This window comes from Thalassoroseus pseudoceratinae, from assembly GCF_011634775.1.
GTDB lineage: Bacteria > Planctomycetota > Planctomycetia > Planctomycetales > Planctomycetaceae > Thalassoroseus > Thalassoroseus pseudoceratinae.
Genome location: NZ_JAALXT010000001.1, coordinates 727,431 through 745,756 on the forward strand (window position 1 = coordinate 727,431; position 18,326 = coordinate 745,756).

Here is an 18,326-nt window from a genome sequence, read left to right on the forward strand (position 1 = left end):
GTGCGGAGTAGCCACGAAATCAACTTGACCGAGTTATTATGGCTGTTTGGTCACCGTCCACATCCAGACCGATTTCGGTGCGTCGCCGCGCCGACATCACCGCCCAACCATTGGAATATGGTGAACGGCGACTGTGGGGGTTGAAAGATCCGGTCTCGTTGCGCTACTACCAACTGCGTGACGAGGAATACCAAATTTTTCAGATGCTCGACCGGCCGATCAGTCTCGAAGAAATTCGGGATCGATTCGAGCATGAGTTTGCTCCTCGACGCGTCAGCTTGCATCAGTTGCAATCTTTTCTTGGAATGCTTCATCGCGAAGGGTTACTGGTGTCCAGCGCCGTCGGGCAAGACCGGCCGTTGCTCAACGAACATCAGAAACTCAAGCGACGCGCCTTCTGGTCACAATTCGCCAACCCACTCGCGATCCGATTCCGCGGTTGGGATCCTGACCGATTTCTCGACCGACTCACCCCGCGACTTTCCTGGCTGTTCAGTGCTCCGGTCGCGATTCTTTACTTGCTGCTGGTCATCTCTGCGCTCATTCTGGTCGCGGTTCAGTATCAAACGGTCATGGCCCGACTGCCGGACTTCGAAGCATTTTTTGGCTGGCGAAATGCCATTCTGCTGGCATTGACGATCGGCTTCGTCAAAGTGTTCCACGAATTCGGACACGCCGTCAGCTGCAAGTACTTCGGTGGCGAATGCCATGAGATGGGCGTTATGCTGCTGGTTTTTTCGCCATGCATGTACGTCAACGTTTCCGATGCCTGGATGTTGCCAAGCAAATGGTCGCGAGTTGCGATCAGTGCTGCCGGAATCGTTGTCGAAGTCGGACTGGCCAGCATGTGCGTGTTCCTGTGGTGGTTTAGCGAACCTGGTTTGCTCAATGCGTTGTGCTTGAACCTGGTGTTCGTGGCGTCGATCAGTACTCTGCTGCTGAACGGGAACCCGCTCCTCCGCTATGACGGATACTACATATTGGCGGACTTGCTCGAAGTTCCCAATCTTCGTCAGCAATCCGAGTCGCTAGTCCGTCAGTGGCTTGGCAAGTTCTTCTTAGATATCCGACTCGAAAACGAGCGTACTCTGCCAGACCGCAAACAGGTCTTGCTGGCGACCTACTTCGTAGCGTCGTTTGTGTATCGTTTTCTGGTCGTTTTTGTCATTCTGTGGTTCCTCAACCGCACGTTGGAACCTTATCGTCTGGAAATCTTTGCCCAGTTGTTGGCCCTCGTGGTATTTGGCGGAATGATCGGCCGTCCGTTGATGTCCACGATTCGATTCCTCCGTGACCCCAATAGGACTCACGACATGAATGTCATCCGTCTCTTGAGTCGCGCGAGCTTAGTTATTGGTTTGATCGTCGTCACGCTGATGATCCCGTTGCCACACCGGATACGTGTGCCAGTCGTGCTACAACCAGCTGATGCGAAAGCGGTATACGCGACGGTCGATGGGCGGCTCCTCGATTTCGTTGAACCGGGAACCGAAGTCAAAGCCGGGCAGGTGATTGGCCACTTGGAAAACCTTCCGCTCCGGCAAAAACATGCGGAACTGAAAGGGCAGGTTCGACGCCAGAAACTCATTCTGAGCAATTTGGAGAGCCGTCAGTTCTCCGACCCCGAATTGAAGCAACAACTCGAATCCACGCGGACCGCGGTGGAGGATCTCACCGAGCAACTGCGTCGATTGGAACAAGACATCGCGCGGCTGACGCTCATCGCGCCCGTCGCGGGCACGATTCTGCCACCGTCTTCTGTGTCGAACCAACCGTCTGCCGGTGAACTTTCAACGTGGTCAGGCTCTCCACTTGATGAACGCAACCGGGGCTGCACGTTACGGACGGGAACGACCATCTGTCGGATTGGCAATCCAGAGCACCTCGAAGCGGTGCTGATCATCGATCAATCCGATATTGAATTTCTCAAACCGACGCAGAAAGTCCAATTGGCACTCGATGAAACCCCCGGCGCCATATGCCATGGCGTGGTGAAGGAGATCGCGGAGATCGACCTGAAGGTCGCTCCTCGGGAACTCATTCGGCACGACGACTTGCCGACGCGAACAAATGAGAATGGGCAGTTGGAACTCGTGAGTGCCGCGTATCAGGCCCGTGTTGAGTTGAAACCGACGGATTTCTCGCTCTTGATTGGCACTTCCGGGAAAGCCAAAGTCAATGCCGACTCCCTATCGCTAGCTGCACGACTTACCCGTTACCTCAACCGGACCTTCCGCATGGACTGGTAGTGTTGCCTAGCAACACCATCACAGTTTATTCCAAGTCATCGAGGTCTGGACCGCCATCGCTGATCGGAATCGCTTCTGGCGTTTCTTCGCGAATTGCAAACTCGCCTTCTTGGTCGAGATAGATTTTGTCAGCCATGATCTCGGCGACAACGATCTGCATCAGATTCTTCGTAGGGACATCGACCAGCGGACGGGCCCCGCGATTCAAAGCGACCATTCGTTTTTGAATCAGCGACGACAACTTGAATCGTCCACCCAATTTGTTGACGATCGCTTCTTCTTTGAACTCTTCCAACATTGTGTTTGCACTCTCAGTTAGAACAAGATGATTCCAAGATTTGTGATATTTCTTTGACGGCAGCATCGAGATCGTCGTTGACGACGACATGACGATAGCGGTCGGCGTATTCCACTTCTTTCAACGCGGTCTGCAGTCGCTTCTTTAGCATCGCTTCGGATTCCGACCGACGCCCACGCAAACGCCGTTCATACTCTTCTATTGATGGCAGTGTCAGGAACACGGTGATGGCGTCGGGATAAACCTCCATCGCCGCGATTGCTCCTTCCACATCGATCTCCAAGAACGCCCATGCATTCTGTTGGAACGCCCGATCCACTTCCGATTTCAAGGTGCCATACCAATAACCGGCTCCGTGAACTTCGGCGGTCTCAAGAAACTGGTTCGCCTGCCGAGCGGCCTCGAAGTCCTCTGGCGTCATAAAGTAGTAGGCGACTCCGTCGACTTCCCCCGGACGGGCTGGCCGCGTGGTGGCCGACACGCATTTCTGTAACGACACTGATGACTCGGACAACAACCGTTCGACAATCGTCGTCTTGCCACTCCCGCTTGGGCCGGACAGAATCACCACCTTGGGTGAATTCGATTTCATGTCCGACTCGGCCTGCACGGTTCCAACTCCTGATCGATCAACTCTATCTGTCCCAATCAAAACTCGGAGAAATCACTCAACGTTTTGCAAGATTTCCCGAATTTTCTCCACCACAGCCTTCATTTCGACAACACAGTGGGCGATCGATACATTGTTGGCCTTGGAGCCAATCGTATTGATTTCGCGGAACATCTCCTGGGTGAGAAAGTCTAACTTCCGTCCATTGGACTGCTCAGCCGCCAAATAGTTCCGGAACTGCTCCAAATGGGACCGCAGTCGGGTCGTTTCCTCGTTGATGTCGGCTCGCTCGGTATAGATGCTGATCTCGCGGATCACATCGCTGGCGTCAACACTGACGTCGGTGTTCTCCAGCAACTCCCGCACACGTTCCAGCAAGCGATCGCGTAAACCGACAACAACTTCTGGCGTCAGATCGATAACTCGAACGAGTTGCTCCTCAACCTGACCGAGGTTCAGCACCAACTCTTCCTGCATGGAACGACCTTCGGTGACGCGAAAATCGTGCAGACGCTCGATGGCTTCCCGAAGGACAGCCTCGATCTCCGGCCAATCTTCTTCGGGGTTTCCCGTTTCCGATTCTGACTCTTGGATGACGCCCGGCAAGGAAAGCAGCTGAAACATTTCCGTTGGAGCCGCCAGCCGACTTTCCACTGAAATGGACTCGAGTTGCTGCGTATAGTCTTCGAGCATCTCCCGGCTTACCCGAAAGCGATCCCGCTTCCGGAGGGAATCGACCCGAAGAGACACATTCACCGTGCCCCGCGATACCGTTTCACGAACGAGCTTCTCGATTCGCGGTTCCAAGGTCGAATACCCGTCGGAACACCGCACCATCACCTTGAGATAGCGATTGTTAACCGTCCGCACTTCCGACGCAATGACGAAGCGTTCAGTCTCTCGCCTTGCATCACCAAAGCCAGTCATGCTTAGCAGCACTTTGGTCCCTCATTTACAGTTCGTTCACGCGTAGGAACTGATCGCAGACGATCGCGGTTAACGTTAGAGTCCACAAGCCCTGGTGTGACCAGACGATCACTCAGTGCCGTCGCCAGAAGACTCACCGTCGGCAGGTGCGGGCGTTTCGTCTGAATCAGGCTCGACATCGTCGGTCGGCTTTGCGGGTTCGGGTGGCTCCGATCCCGGATCGACCTCTTCCTCTTCACCGTCACCAACACTGCTGACGCCTGGCTCTTCGACGTCCGACTCGAAGTGCTCGGAAGCCCCAGCATCTTGAGCGGATTCCAACGCGAAGCGACTTGCCCCTGCGAGAACCACCCAAACGATTGCCATAATAGCGGTAATCTTTGTGAAGACATCACCCGCGCGGGTTCCGAATGCACTTCCACCACCGGCACCGCCGAAGGCACCTGCCAGGCCGCCACCTCGCCCACGTTGCAGCAAGATGACAATCATCAGCAGAATGCCGACGACCATCAGTAAGATCATCGAAAGATAGGCCAACACCATCGCCAACTGCCTTTTTGTCGAATTTGTGTCCGTCCAAACGGTCTAACCGAGAAGCCCGACTACGAAAGCCCTTGAGCTGCTTGGATGATTGCAATGAACTGATCAGCTTTGAGACTCGCTCCACCGACCAATGCACCGTCTACATTGTCTTGCCCGATCAATTCCGCCGCATTATCCGGCTTCACACTGCCACCATAGAGGATTCGCGTACTATCGGCAATCTCAGCCCCGTAATGCTCGCGTAACCAGCCTCGAATGTGAGCATGGGCCGCTTCCGCCTGCTCCGGACTCGCGGTCCGCCCGGTGCCAATCGCCCAGACCGGTTCATAAGCGACCGTCAGGTTCGCGAATTGACCACCTTCAACGCCGGTCAAGCCACCTTCCAACTGCGTTGAGAGTACCGCATCGGTGCGACCCCCGTCACGGTCGTCGAGCTGCTCGCCCACACAGAAGACAACATGAAGCCCAGCTTCCAAGCCGCGATGATTCTTTTTGTTGATCACTTCATCGGACTCACCTAAGACATGGCGACGCTCGCTATGCCCGAGGATCACTTGAGCACAACCGACGTCTTTCAACATATCGGCACTGACTTCACCAGTGAATGCACCGGAGGGTTCGTACCAAAGGTTCTGGGCCCCCAATTCGACTCCGCTGCCAGCGATTGCCTCGTGAATGGCGGAGGAATACGGAAAGGGCGGAGCAACCATCACGTCGACAGAGCCACCACTTGGCACAGCCGCGGCAACTTCCTTTGCCAACGCCACACCAGATTCTTTTGTGGTGTTCATTTTCCAGTTGCCGGCCACAAACAGACGTCGCATGGACTTAATGCCTTTCAATACAAAAAACCGCAACGGCGTGAACCGACGGAAGAATCCCACACCGTAGCAAACGGAAAGGATAGGATACCTCGGCATCGTTGGGAACCATCACGATGCCGACAACTGCGGGAATCTGAAAATTAGTCGCGTGGTTCCGTTCTGGGATAAGACCCCAAGACCTTCATGGTGACCGCGATCGCCTCCAGAGCTGTCAGCAACCGCTTCACCTTGGCCTCTTTGACGTTGCCTTCGAAATCGATGAAGAACAAATATCCTTCTTCATCACGCAACGGAAAGGACTCGATCCAGGTCAAGTTAAGTTTATTCTTCGCAAAGACTTGCAGGGTTTCTGCCAACGAGCCTGGCTTGTGAGGAATCTGCAACAGCAACGACGTGCGGTCGTCACCGGTGGCCTCGACCACGCCATCCCCGATCACGGCAAACCGGGTCACATTGCGAGAACTATCTTCGATGTCCTCGGCGATGATATCCAACCCGTATTGGACAGCCGCCTGACGACTGGCGATCGCCGCCGCCCCGCGACCTTGCTTCGCCAACTGAGCCGCCGCCGAGGTACTGGTCACCTCATGGGTTGCAGCATTCGGCATACTTCGAGACAACCAGTCCCGGCATTGCGACAATGCCTGAGGCTTGCTGTAGATATCGGTGATCTCATTCCGCGGACACGTGGCGAGCAGATTATGATGGACACAAATCTGCACTTCACCGCAAATCTTCAACGGCAAACGCCGAAACATGTCGAGCGTATCAATGATTCGCCCATCAGTGCTATTCTCGATCGGCACCAGCCCGTAGTCGGCGTGCCCGCGGTTCACTTCTTCGAAAACGGACGCAATTGTGGAGACAGGCACCAACTCGGCCGATTCCCCAAACCGTTCGACCGCAGCGAGATAGGTAAAACTAAATCGCGGTCCCAAATACGCCACACGTTGCAACTTCACTTCGCGACGAGCGGCACTGATCACTTGCCGAAAAACCCCTCGAACCGCCTCATCGGGGAGCGGACCGGAATTCTTGGACGACAAACGCTTCCAGAGAGCTTCGTCGTCCTGTGGAGCGTAGAATGCCTCCGCCCCTTGCTCCTGAAGCAGTCCGGTGGTCAATTCCGCCCGTTGATTGATCAACTTGAGAATCTCAACGTCTAACTTATCAATCTGCGACTTGACTTTGGCAGGTGTTGACGTTGTTTTTGCCCGAGACGTCTTCCGACCCGTTTTCTTGGGACTCGATTGGCGAGTCGTTTTTCGTGCACTCGTGGATGAGGAAGCACGTTTGCTTGTTGCCGTCTTCTTTGCCATTGGAATCTTTCCAACTGGTCGTCGATCAGTACGTGTCGGCGTCAATCGTTAAAATTTGGCGGAACCAGGGTCGTTGTACTGAGCCAAACGATGGCTGTCAAGAATCGCATCCTTTTCCGCAGTCAGGACTTCGAAAAACCGATCAGAAGCGGCTGAATCGACTGCCAAATTGACACCACAACCAAGATCAAACATTCACCACCAGAATGCCAATTTGTCACCCAGCGGCAACCGCCGGGAACCCTCCGAAGCCAACTTACGACATAAACCCATTCACAAAATTAACTTACAGAAAACCATACACCAAAAACTCGTGTTGGCACACTGATTGCAGACGTATTTGCCCGACGAGTGAGTGAATCCAACGTCTCAAATTTAAATTTTAAGATATCTCCCGGTGAATTCAGTCCGCACTCTGCTGTCAGGACCGCGAATGAACATGGACCATCGGGGTTTCAGGACTGATCGCGAAAGGTAAGACAATGGCTGTACAGAATGAGAAGGTAATTGGAATCGACCTGGGAACCACGAACTCCGTGGTATCGGTCATGGAAGGTGGCGAAGCCAAGGTGATCGCCAACCAAGAAGGCGCCCGGACCACCCCGAGTGTCGTTGCCTTCACGGAAAAGGGTGACACACTCGTCGGCGAGCCGGCCAAACGCCAAGCGGTGACCAACCCGCACAATACGATCTACTCGATCAAGCGGTTCATGGGCCGACGTCACAACGAGGTCCATTCCGAAGAAAAGACCGTTCCGTATAACGTCGTCGGTGAACCGACCGACTATGTGAAAGTCGGGATCAAGGACAAGGAATACACCCCGCCGGAGATTTCGGCGATGGTGCTGCGAAAATTGAAGGAAGCGGCTGAAGACTATCTCGGACACCGCGTCAACAAAGCTGTGATTACGGTCCCGGCGTACTTCAACGATGCCCAACGACAGGCCACCAAAGACGCCGGTCAGATTGCAGGTTTGGAAGTTGGCCGGATCATCAACGAGCCGACCGCGGCTGCCTTGGCTTACGGTCTCGATAAGAAAGCCGACGAAAAGATCGCCGTCTTCGACCTCGGTGGCGGTACGTTCGATATCTCCGTGCTGGAAGTTTCCGAAGGCATGGTCGAAGTGCTCAGCACCAATGGTGACACGCACCTCGGTGGTGACGACTTCGACGAAGTTCTCATCGACCACTTGGCTGACGAGTTCAAGAAAGAGCAGGGAATTGACCTCCGCGAACAACCGATGGCGTTGCAACGTCTGCGTGAAGCGGCGGAGAAAGCCAAGAAGGAACTGTCGTCGGCTCAAGACACCGAAGTCAACTTGCCGTTTATCACGCAACACGAAGGCGAGCCGAAGCACTTGCAGCTGACGATTTCGCGGAGCGAGTTCGAGCGTTTGATCGATCCGCTTGTTGAGCGGTGTCGCAAACCGGTTACGGATGCGTTGAAAGACGCCAAGCTGTCGCCGTCCGACATCGACGAAGTCGTGCTGGTCGGTGGTTCGACTCGTGTGCCAAAGGTCCAAGAGTTCGTCAAGAAACTTTTCGGTGGTAAAGAACTCCATCGGGGTGTGAACCCAGATGAAGTCGTCTCCATCGGGGCAGCCATTCAAGGTGGGATCATTTCCGGCGATGTGACCGATGTCGTTTTGCTCGACGTCACACCATTGTCGTTGGGGATCGAAACCGAAGGTGGCATTCTGACGAAACTTGTCGAACGCAACACGACCATCCCGGTCACGAAGAAGGAAACATTCTCGACAGCTGCCGACAACCAAACCGCGGTCACTGTTCGGGTTTTCCAAGGCGAACGGGCCATGGCGAACGACAACCGTTTGCTTGGCCAATTCAATTTGGAAGGCATCGGGGCGGCTCCGCGAGGTGTTCCGCAAATTGAGGTCGCGTTCGATATCGACGTCAACGGGATTTTGAACGTCTCCGCGAAGGACGTTTCGACAGGCAAGGAAGCGAAAGTCCGCATCGAAGAAGCCGGTACGTTGTCGCCGGAGGAAATCGAACAAAAGCGGAAAGAAGCCGATTCTTACGCCGAGGAAGATAAACAGAAGAAGAAATTGGCTGAAACCAAGAACAAGGCATCAACTCTGGTCTATGAAACCGAAAAGATGCTCAACGAGCATGGTGACAAGCTCGATGAAGGTTCCAAAACCGCCGTCGAGTCTTCGATTCAACGCGTCAAAGAAGCCGAACAAGGTGAAGACGTGGCTGCCATCGAAAGTGCCATCAGCGGATTGGAACAGGCCGCTCAGGCATTGGCCCAGCACATGCAAAGTGCGGGCGGTCCTGAAGCCGGTGCCGCTCCTGAAGGACAACCCGCCGGAGCGACAGCCGGTGACGATGATGACGTGATCGACGCCGAATTCGAAAAGTCCGAATAGTGGTCGGTCTCATCGCAAACGAAGTTTGGAGAACGGAATGCCGCTTACGGGCATTCCGTTCTTTAAATGCCGATAATCAAGACCTGTTTTGCGACTAGTTGGGCAAAATCTTAATGGGTAACGGCTTGATCAGTTTAATGCCTTTGCAGGCAAGTTCGATTTGATAGTCACCAGAACGTTTGAAGCCGAATAATTCGACGGCAACCCGTTGGCTGCCCTCGTCCAACGGCTTCGGTTTAGTATGCTTCGCTTGCATAATGACTTTGCTGCCATCAGGACGGACAAATACGATTTCGCTGAGCACGGACTTCTTGGCAGTCTCCGGGGATGCGGGAATCGTGTAGTCGATGGTAACCAAAAACTTTTGGCCGATTTTCACGCCTTTCTTCAGATCGAGCGGTTTCCCTTCCAACGTGGTCGTTGTTTGCCGTTCGACCTTCGCACCGATCGAGCCTTCCTCCAAGTCCGGAATGTTCGCGTTGCGAATCGGTGAATCGGCATCTGAGGCAGATTCAACGCGAGAGCAGCCGCTTGAGCCCAAAAAGACTGTCACGAAACAGACCAAAAAAACTTGAAAAGGCATGATGATCGCCAATCGTTGAGAGTCTGAACATAATCTTGGGACGCTTTGACTGGTGTCGTTACACTACATGGACGCAACGAATTTGATGTTGACGCTTGATCGGTCGAGGCCACCAACTGTGGCATCTTGTTTCGCTCGAATGTGTGCGTTGCCAAGCGGCCAGCCATTCGGAGAGTTAGGTGGGAGATCCGCCTCCCAGTCTTCGTCATCGACATCAGCATGAATCGAACTGAGAACGGGCGTTTGGGTCCAACTACTCCAGTGCCCACTAACAATTTCTACCAGTACTGGTTCGCCGTTGTCGTGCGCTTCACCGCCTTCCACGGTGACTGTCGCGTAAATCCCAAACTCATGATTGTTCGTTGGATTATTAATGTCCTAGGCATACGCAACTATTGTAGGAACACCGAATACCACCAGTCCCAAAATCCATCGAAAACAACTCATCGCAATGTTTCCTTCGACTTTGTACTTCAAAAACTCAGACACGGGAACAACTTCCCCGCCAGCGCGCGAACCGATCGCCCGCCAAACGTTTCGATCAATTGTTTCAGATGAGAAAGCCACATGTCCGTCCGCGAACAGTGACTGAGTGCCGCCGGCGTGATAACTCCCCGCTGTATAGGCATTGTTGTATATGTCTCCACCCTCTGCCCCGTTCTTGCAACTGGGTGAATTGGGCGGGAGGACATGGTTGTACAACCCATAGGACACGTTTCCATCCAACCAGCTAGAGCCCAATGTCCCCGGATAATGCGTCGAGAGGTTCGGAGCCTCTCGGCAGGCATCGGCGAAGTCGTCGAGTTGATTGGCTTCGTTCAACTCCGGCGAAACGATCCACATCGTTTGTCGCGACTCGGCGGGTTCGGCTAGATTGCCCGAATGAATTACCACTTCCGAAATCGCCACCGTCGTCGAGAGCCCGTCGGTGACATCTCGGGAACGAACTGGTCCTTGCTGGCCAACATAATCCCAGAACGGCACATCATGACGAAAGAAGCCGTTGTACTTGTATTTCTGAAAGCCGGTGGAAAAATTACCCGCATAGCTCGTGCGGGGCGGATCGCCGAGCGGGTCGCTGGGGCAGACGTAAATTTTTGGACGTTTTAACGAGTACGCGGACCACTGTTGCGAGGTGACTGAGCCGGCGGCATCATTCAAGCGACAATATTCCGTCCGCAACGGTTTCTCATCCGTATTTGGCAAGATCGTTACCAAATAAGAGCGTCCGCTAACAATCGGCGGAAAACAGGCATAGGAATCGTGATAGTTGTGCAATGCGATTCCCTGTTGCCGTAAATTCGATGCGCAGGACGTCTTCCGTGCGGCTTCACGAGCCGACTGCACAGCGGGAATGAGCAAAGCGAGTAGAATACCAATGACGGCGAGAACCACTAGCAATTCAAGTATTGTAAACCCGTGACGCCAAGAGCAACTTCGCGTATTGAAATGCATGTTTCTTCCTTTCAATGCAAAGGCTAACGATCAAATATTAAGTAGCTGTTATGTAGCGAATAACTTTAACCAGTTGTCCAGAGACTCGAATGGAAGTTGATTCAACTAGCTCTGACTGACGCTTTTCTGCAGTCGAGTGATACGAAAGGATCGATCATGGCGTTTGATATCAACAAATGTACGATCAAAGCGGCTGAAGCGATTCAGCGTGCTCAGGAGTCGGCGACCGAACGCAATCAGCAATTGGTCCGCCCGATTCACTTGCTAGCGGCATTGATCGACGAGAACGATGGAGCGGTGCGTCCGCTCTTGCAAAAAATTGGGGCGAATGTTTCGCAACTCTCGTCCGTGGTTCACAGTGAACTCGAACGGCAGCCCAAGGTGAGTGGCAGTGGAACGCAAACGTCGATCGCACCGGAGACGATGAAGGTCCTCGAAGATGGACAGCGTCGCGCCCAAGCGATGAAAGACGAATTTATCTCGACCGAGCACCTGTTGCTCGCCCTAACCACGATTGACGACCAGGCCAAACGGCTACTCGATATGCACGGGGTGGAAACCGCGGATGTTGAATCAGCCATTCAAGAAATCAGAGGAGGTCAGCACGTGACAGATCAAAACCCCGAAGACAAATACCAAGCTCTCGAAAAATACGGTATCGACCTAGTCGCGCTGGCGCAACAGGGGAAGATCGATCCGGTTATTGGCCGCGATCAGGAAATTCGCCGCGTCGTGCAGATTCTGTCTCGCCGTCGTAAAAACAACCCCGTTCTCATCGGTGAACCCGGTGTCGGTAAGACGGCGATTGTCGAAGGACTCGCCCACCGTGTGGTGCTCGGTGATGTCCCCCAAAACTTGAAAGACAAGCGAGTTGTCGCGCTCGATATGGGTGCGCTTGTCGCTGGTGCAAAGTTTCGCGGGGAATTCGAGGATCGCCTGAAAGCGGTGTTGAAAGAAGTCACGGAAGCGGAAGGCCAAATCATCCTGTTCATTGATGAATTGCACACCGTCGTCGGGGCAGGCAGTGCGGAAGGTTCGATGGATGCGTCGAACCTGCTCAAACCGGCTCTTGCGCGAGGTGAGTTGCACTGCATCGGTGCGACGACGCTCGACGAGTATCGCAAACACATCGAAAAAGATCCGGCTCTCGAACGCCGTTTCCAGCCAGTCGTCGTGCAGGAACCGAATGTCGAGGACACGATTTCGATTCTCCGCGGACTGAAGGAACGGTACGAATCCCACCATGGAGTGCGAATCACCGATGATGCTTTGATCGCGGCGGCTTCGCTCTCGGACCGTTACATCACCGATCGTTTTCTGCCGGACAAGGCGATCGATTTGGTCGACGAAGCGGCATCTCGGTTGCGAATGGAAATTGACTCCATGCCGGCGGAAGTCGACGAAGCCACTCGTCAGCTCACACGGATGCAAATCGAAGCTCAAGCTCTTGCCGGCGAAAAAAGTCCGGAGAGCAAAGAGCGGCTGGACGAATTGCGGAAGCAAATCGCCGATCGCGAAGAAGTCGTCAACCGACTCAAAGCCCGTTGGGAAACGGAAAAGGCATCACTCTCCGGGATGAAGCCGTTGCAGGAGGAAATCGAGCGTTTGCGGACCGAGTACGAGCAAACATTCGTCAGAGCTCAGCAAACGTTGGACAACTCGTTGTTCATCAAGGCCCACGAGATCCAGGAGCAACTCAAGGCCGCCGAACAAAAGCTGGCGGATCTCAACCAAAAAACACAAGAGTCCGCGGACACCGACGGCACACGACTGCTCCGTGAGGAAGTCACCGACGAAGACATTGCGGGCGTTGTCAGCCAATGGACCGGCATTCCGATCTCTCGCATGATGCAAGGCGAACGTGAGAAGTTGCTGTTGATGGAAGACCGAATTCACCAGCGAATGATCAACCAAAGCGAAGCCGTGGAAGCGGTGGCGAACGCGGTGCGTCGAAGTCGGTCAGGATTGCAAGATCAGAACCGCCCGATCGGATCGTTCATTTTCCTCGGGCCGACCGGTGTGGGCAAAACCGAGTTGTGCAAAGCCCTCGCGGAGTTTCTGTTCGATGATGAACGTCACATGGTCCGCATCGACATGAGTGAATTCATGGAGAAGCATTCCGTGGCTCGTATGATCGGCGCTCCTCCGGGATACGTCGGTTACGAGGAAGGCGGCGTGCTCACGGAAGCGGTCCGTCGCAATCCGTACTCGGTGATTTTGCTCGATGAAATCGAAAAGGCACACCGGGATGTGTTCAACATCCTGCTGCAAGTCTTGGATGATGGACGTCTGACCGATGGCCAAGGTCGAACGGTGGATTTCACGAATTCCATTATCGTGATGACCTCGAATATCGGCAGCCAACTGATTCAAGAAATGACATCGGCCAACGAATCCGACGCGGACATTCGTGAGAGTGTCACGGATGCGTTGCGGCGTGAGTTCCTGCCGGAGTTTCTGAACCGCGTGGACGAAGTCATCATCTTTCATCCACTTGGATTGGCCGAGATTCGGCAGATCGTCGATCTGCAACTTGCCCACCTCGAGGGGATGCTCCGCGAACGTGGCTACGGGCTGGATGTTTCCGATTCGGCAAAAACGTTGCTCGCGGAGGAGGGGTACGATCCGATCTACGGTGCGCGACCGCTCAAGCGGGTGATTCAACAGCGGATTCAGAATTCGTTGGCCAACGAGATTCTGTCGGAACGGTTTCCGGAGGGAACGACAATCTCCGTGGATGCCGCCCCCGATGGGTTCATCTTCACCACCAAAGATTCGCAAACCGAAACCGCCACCTGAGGCGGCTACAAGGTTCGCCGGTCGGAATCGTTGCTCTCGACGGTTCGGATCGGCGGCAGCGGATTTGGTCGGGATGTTCGATGGAAAATCAGATAGCGTTCGTCCGCACGCGGATGACCGAGCATGGGAACGAGTTCGAAACCTCGCAAACGGGTTTCCCGTAGCAAGTCGGCGAATCCTGGCCCGCCAAAGAATCGTTTCGACATCACCACCCATTCCGGGGCATCGGCTTCCAAGTGCCCCGGTAGTTCCTCGCAGACACCGATGACTGCGGGGACTTTTTCTTGCGCGTGATAACCGATTCGCTTCGAGCCGTGATCGCAAAGAATCACCGAGTCAGCGATGCCACGCTCGCGAATCCACTCGGCGACCTCGACTTCCGCATTTCGGCTATTGTGTCGTGAACTGATCGCGTCGATGTATCCCACGCCCAACAGCGTAGCGAGCGTGAAAATCCAAGCTCCACGTTCGGACAGCAGCGAAATGCGACGAGTCCAGTCGGTCTGCCAGTAAAGCTCGAAACACTTCAACAAACCCATAGCCTGGAACGGCAACATTGTGAGCACCACGGGGTAGAAATACCGTCCATTGGTCACGCCGTGACGGGCAAAGAGAATCCACACCGCAGCCATCAAGCAGCCACAAAAAGCCAAAGAGACGGCCATTTCGCGGCGACGAAGTTCCCGGTGGAAAAAGTACAGCCCCACACCCAGCATGAACAGGTTCTGAGGCGTGAAGCAGTCGAAGACATTGTCCCAGTAGGTTAGGAAGCGTTCCTGAAATCCACGGGCCATGATTTGCGAACTTGTATCGACTTGCCCAGTCAGCGTGGTTCGGAGCCACGTCCAACCTTCCGCAAAGTGCGAGACGCGACCCAACGACAACTGCACAACCCCCATGGCATGCAACCCCAGGAGAGCAACACCACTGGCAATCGCCGCCCCTGCGAACATGCCGATTCGAAGTCGCCAGCGACTTGAGATATGTCGCAACGGATTGTCACGCAGCAACGTCACCACACCGTACATCACCGGCGGGATCAACAGCAGCCAAGCTTCGCTGCGTGTGAAGACGGCCAACAAAAAAACCGGGACGATTCCCAAAACGGTTCGCCACTGGAATCGATGGAGGAGGCAAGTCAGCAGGTATGCATAGGTTGCCAGAAAGAGCCAAAACGAACTATCGCGGATTGGCTCGGCTCCGGTTTCGATCATGCCGGGATGAATCGCATACAAGAAGCATGCAATCGTAGCGACGGTGTCACCGAACAAGCGTCGATTCCAGCCAAACAGCGGTAGCACGGTCAATGTGCCTGTCAGCACGCCCCACGCCTTACCGACGAAGCCCCATTCAAATCCCAAATGGTGTCCGCAGGCCAAAATCGCGGGATAGATGTTCCAATCAATCGCGGACAGCATCGGAGCCGGGTTTCCTTGCTCCAGATGATCGGCAAGGAAGAAGTAAAGATATGCGTCGTTACAATAGCTCGTCAGTTTCAACATCATGACGAGCCGCGGAATCGCTGCTACGATGAGCAAGACGATCAGCACTTTCGCAACCGAGACATTCCAGGTCCATGCACGATCCTGACCGTCCTGCCCCGGTGGTCCGAGAAACGGTTGCGACGAACCGCATGTCTGGTCGAACTCAAATCGCATGTGGTGTCCTAGACCGTTTCACGGCCTTCTGTGTCCGCGGTGAATGCGAAAAAAACTCGTGTCTCACGCACTGCCGCGAGGCAGTCCCGCATCGGCGAATCAGGAACTGCTCTTGGTCGGAGCTATCGATACGGAGCGCGGCTGCCCCATTGGTTGGGCGTCTGGGTTGTTATCGGTCAATCCGAAGATTGGGGTTGACTAAAAGTAAACGCTTGGCTGGATTACATTAGCTCTCGCCGTCCTCCAACGGAAAAACCGCCCCAACTTGAAGTCGAGGCGGTTGCAAAAAGTTCGGTTCCGAGCACTTTCATCATTCTTTCGGTGGTTCGACAAACCGGACCCACTCACCATCGATCTTGACGACGACCTCACCCAACGCGAGGAATTTCGCCAAGCCCTCTTTCTTCAGCAGCAAGTCCACGTATTCCTTGGAACCAACTTCGATCGTCTTGATGTCCTTCGCTTTCTTCGCATCGAAATCACTTTGATACCAAGCTCCTCGCGATTGATAGAACGTCTGCGTGCCGATGTAACGCATTTGGGTCAAACCCGATTCCTTACGTCCGCCGGATTGAAATTCGGCTTCCGCAGCTTCATCGAGTGCACTTGCCCCACCGCTTCGATCCAGAGCTTGGCGACTATTGGACAGTTTCTTGGCCGCATCGACACGGGCTCGTTTTTCCTCAACCGTTGAACTAGCCGCCGGTGCGGTCTCGAGTGCATCGCTCAGATTCCGCTTGAGTCGCACGTTCAAAGGGACCGGTCGGGGCTGTCCGGGCGGGATCGGACCACCGATCGCTCCACCAAAACCGGGTGCGGTTGGCGTTTCGGCGACCACGTCATCCGTCATCAAGTAACTCGTATAGGGCGTTACGATCCCATACCGCTTGGCCAGGAAGCTCACTTCATCGACCAATTCTTGCGGCGGTGTTTCGGCTTTGCGGATTTCGGTCAACAGATAATCCACCTTGCGACCGGCCCACAAACGCGGTGCGAATGAACCTTGATCGTCTTCCGAGAATTCGGGGAACTCGAGTTCGAAAGTGAATGTTTCCGTTTTTCCGTTTGATTTACCGGTGACGCGAACCGTCTTCCGGCCATGTCCGGTGTAGCGTCCATAGAGAATGACCTGCTCACCCCGAAAAACGTCTTTGATTTGCTTCGGGAAAACGTCTTTGGCTTCCAAACCGTCGAATTCTACTTGCAAATCGGTCAAGATCGGTGAACCGACGCGATCGAAGAATCGGCTGATCTTCTCAGCGATGTCTTCCTCTGGCAGAATGTATTCCGCCTCTCCTCGATTGTTGAGTGCGAGGAAATCCAGCAGTTTCGTGTTGACGTCGAATCCCTCACCGAACGCGAACACTCGCACGTCATCCGTGTTGCGTTTGGCCATGTTCTTGAGAATTGCTTGCGGGTCGGTCTCACCGATTGTCGGCAGACCATCGGTTGCGAACAAAATCATCTTGAGTCGATCTTTGTCGTTCGCAAGCATTTTGAGGGAATGATCTAACGCCTCCTGAATAGCGGTTCCACCACGCGGGCTGAGTTTGCGAACGTATTCCAACGCCCGTTTCCGGGTAGCGTCATCGACTTCGACTAATCCTTGCTCCTGAAAACTGCGAACGGAAGTGCTGAAATTGACAATGTTGAACCGGTCGCCGTCGCGTAGTTGTTCAACACAATATTTGAGTGCGTTCCGTGCCTGCTGCATTTTGTTGCCTTGCAACATCGAACCGGAGGTATCGACGCAAAAAACAACATCCTTGGGCAGAATCGCTTCGCTGGAAATCTGACCGGGACCGGTGCCAACGGTGGGGGAGAGCATCATCATGAATGTGCCCTCTTCATCGAAATCGCGATGCGTAATCAAACTCGCCCCGACCGCTTGCGGATTGGTATCGTAATACAGCACGAACGGATGACGCGGGAGATAGTTTTTCTCCTCCCATTTGACGACGACATCCCACTCCTTCTCTTCCTCGATTTTGATGTCATGCGTCGGGGAATAGATGTTCTTGAGCGGGTCGGCTTCTTTGATTTTCACCGTAACGCCGGCACTTTCGAGGGGTTGCAGAAGCGTCTTGGGGTTCGTGTTGAGCATCTGCAACCGAACAAGACCATCGCGTTTCTTCAACGCCATCGTGTATCGTAGTTTCACTTGCACGGTCCCGTTGGCAGGGACTTTGGGAACTTTGGTGGTGATCAGTTGGTTCCCGAAGTATTCGAGCAAGGCCGGTGAACCACCTTTCTGCACGATGTCCGCGAAGACTTCCTTGGCTTTGGCAACATCGAGAATCTCGGCTTTCATTTCTTTACCATCGACCCAAACGCTCATGTCATCGACTTGGGCACCGGGTTCGAGTTCCATGTAGCATTCGCCACCGACAATCGCTTGTGCATTAAGATTCTTGAACGTGCAGTTGTAAGTCTTGACGGCAATGCCATTCGTGATTTCCACATGGATGTGATCGAGCCAAACCTGCACCGGTTGCGGAGACCGCATAAAACACGCTGGGGAAACCCTCGGCAGACCCAACGCGATCACCGCGGCACCGAGCACTAATATCAAGCGTTGCATTCCGAATCTGTGCATTTTTCGCTCCTGAGTCGAACGCGGCCGAAACGGCATTTTGTGAGAAACTGAACTTCTCTAGCTGGGACGCTT

The 18,326-nt window shown here is 54.2% G+C and carries 13 protein-coding genes; 3 read left to right on the top strand and 10 right to left on the bottom strand.

Going from position 1 to position 18,326, the window contains the following annotated elements; translation table 11 throughout:
- The first annotated feature begins 38 nt into the window (after nt 1–38).
- Nucleotides 39–2,249: a site-2 protease family protein gene (locus G6R38_RS02615; protein ID WP_166820117.1), complete on the top strand. Its 2,211-nt coding sequence runs from the start codon at nt 39–41 to the stop codon at nt 2,247–2,249.
- Between the two features lie 25 nt (nt 2,250–2,274).
- On the opposite strand, the gene G6R38_RS02620 is transcribed toward G6R38_RS02615, so the two are convergent.
- From G6R38_RS02620 to pheA, 6 genes are all read right to left on the bottom strand, one after another.
- Nucleotides 2,275–2,547 (bottom strand): DNA-directed RNA polymerase subunit omega, encoded by a 273-nt coding sequence (locus G6R38_RS02620; protein WP_166820118.1) that lies wholly within the window; start codon nt 2,545–2,547, stop codon nt 2,275–2,277.
- Nucleotides 2,548–2,560: 13 nt separating this feature from the next.
- A complete protein-coding gene (gene gmk / locus G6R38_RS02625; protein WP_166820119.1) occupies nt 2,561–3,139 on the bottom strand; it encodes a guanylate kinase in 579 nt (192 codons plus the stop codon).
- A 72-nt stretch (nt 3,140–3,211) separates the two neighbouring features.
- On the bottom strand, nt 3,212–4,084 hold the full coding sequence (locus G6R38_RS02630) for a YicC/YloC family endoribonuclease (protein ID WP_166820120.1): 873 nt from the start codon (nt 4,082–4,084) through the stop codon (nt 3,212–3,214).
- Nucleotides 4,085–4,192: 108 nt separating this feature from the next.
- Nucleotides 4,193–4,627, bottom strand: coding sequence for a preprotein translocase subunit SecG (gene secG / locus G6R38_RS02635; RefSeq protein WP_166820121.1), 435 nt, complete (start codon nt 4,625–4,627; stop codon nt 4,193–4,195).
- Between the two features lie 59 nt (nt 4,628–4,686).
- Entirely contained in the window at nt 4,687–5,451 is a 765-nt protein-coding gene (gene tpiA / locus G6R38_RS02640; protein WP_166820965.1) for a triose-phosphate isomerase, read from the bottom strand.
- A gap of 140 nt (nt 5,452–5,591) precedes the next feature.
- Nucleotides 5,592–6,770, bottom strand: coding sequence for a prephenate dehydratase (gene pheA, locus G6R38_RS02645; protein ID WP_166820122.1), 1,179 nt, complete (start codon nt 6,768–6,770; stop codon nt 5,592–5,594).
- 482 nt (nt 6,771–7,252) lie between these two features.
- Between pheA and dnaK the strand changes: the two genes are divergently transcribed.
- Nucleotides 7,253–9,163, top strand: a complete 1,911-nt coding sequence (gene dnaK, locus G6R38_RS02650) for a molecular chaperone DnaK (RefSeq protein ID WP_166820123.1) — start codon at nt 7,253–7,255, stop codon at nt 9,161–9,163.
- A 94-nt stretch (nt 9,164–9,257) separates the two neighbouring features.
- Here the strand turns inward: dnaK and G6R38_RS02655 are convergent, their stop codons facing one another.
- Nucleotides 9,258–9,746: a hypothetical protein gene (locus G6R38_RS02655; protein ID WP_166820124.1), complete on the bottom strand. Its 489-nt coding sequence runs from the start codon at nt 9,744–9,746 to the stop codon at nt 9,258–9,260.
- Nucleotides 9,747–10,124: 378 nt separating this feature from the next.
- Nucleotides 10,125–11,201, bottom strand: a complete 1,077-nt coding sequence (locus G6R38_RS02660; protein WP_166820968.1) for a DUF1559 family PulG-like putative transporter — start codon at nt 11,199–11,201, stop codon at nt 10,125–10,127.
- 156 nt (nt 11,202–11,357) lie between these two features.
- Between G6R38_RS02660 and clpB the strand changes: the two genes are divergently transcribed.
- A complete protein-coding gene (gene clpB, locus G6R38_RS02665; protein WP_166820125.1) occupies nt 11,358–14,000 on the top strand; it encodes an ATP-dependent chaperone ClpB in 2,643 nt (880 codons plus the stop codon).
- Between the two features lie 5 nt (nt 14,001–14,005).
- On the opposite strand, the gene G6R38_RS02670 is transcribed toward clpB, so the two are convergent.
- Both G6R38_RS02670 and G6R38_RS02675 read right to left on the bottom strand, forming a co-directional pair.
- Complete coding sequence (locus tag G6R38_RS02670; RefSeq protein ID WP_166820126.1) at nt 14,006–15,658, bottom strand: glycosyltransferase family 39 protein; 1,653 nt, start codon at nt 15,656–15,658, stop codon at nt 14,006–14,008.
- A gap of 310 nt (nt 15,659–15,968) precedes the next feature.
- Nucleotides 15,969–18,254, bottom strand: a complete 2,286-nt coding sequence (locus G6R38_RS02675; RefSeq protein ID WP_166820127.1) for a VIT and vWA domain-containing protein — start codon at nt 18,252–18,254, stop codon at nt 15,969–15,971.
- Nucleotides 18,255–18,326 lie beyond the last annotated feature (72 nt).

Coding starts and splice junctions, on each gene's coding strand:
- dnaK (WP_166820123.1), top strand. CDS start 7,253: ATGGCTGTACAGAATGAGAAGGTAATTGGAATCGACCTGGGAACCACG.
- G6R38_RS02620 (WP_166820118.1), bottom strand. CDS start 2,547: ATGTTGGAAGAGTTCAAAGAAGAAGCGATCGTCAACAAATTGGGTGGA.
- G6R38_RS02655 (WP_166820124.1), bottom strand. CDS start 9,746: ATGCCTTTTCAAGTTTTTTTGGTCTGTTTCGTGACAGTCTTTTTGGGC.
- tpiA (WP_166820965.1), bottom strand. CDS start 5,451: ATGCGACGTCTGTTTGTGGCCGGCAACTGGAAAATGAACACCACAAAA.
- secG (WP_166820121.1), bottom strand. CDS start 4,627: ATGGTGTTGGCCTATCTTTCGATGATCTTACTGATGGTCGTCGGCATT.
- clpB (WP_166820125.1), top strand. CDS start 11,358: ATGGCGTTTGATATCAACAAATGTACGATCAAAGCGGCTGAAGCGATT.
- G6R38_RS02660 (WP_166820968.1), bottom strand. CDS start 11,201: ATGCATTTCAATACGCGAAGTTGCTCTTGGCGTCACGGGTTTACAATA.
- G6R38_RS02615 (WP_166820117.1), top strand. CDS start 39: ATGGCTGTTTGGTCACCGTCCACATCCAGACCGATTTCGGTGCGTCGC.
- pheA (WP_166820122.1), bottom strand. CDS start 6,770: ATGGCAAAGAAGACGGCAACAAGCAAACGTGCTTCCTCATCCACGAGT.
- G6R38_RS02630 (WP_166820120.1), bottom strand. CDS start 4,084: ATGACTGGCTTTGGTGATGCAAGGCGAGAGACTGAACGCTTCGTCATT.
- G6R38_RS02675 (WP_166820127.1), bottom strand. CDS start 18,254: ATGCACAGATTCGGAATGCAACGCTTGATATTAGTGCTCGGTGCCGCG.
- G6R38_RS02670 (WP_166820126.1), bottom strand. CDS start 15,658: ATGCGATTTGAGTTCGACCAGACATGCGGTTCGTCGCAACCGTTTCTC.
- gmk (WP_166820119.1), bottom strand. CDS start 3,139: ATGAAATCGAATTCACCCAAGGTGGTGATTCTGTCCGGCCCAAGCGGG.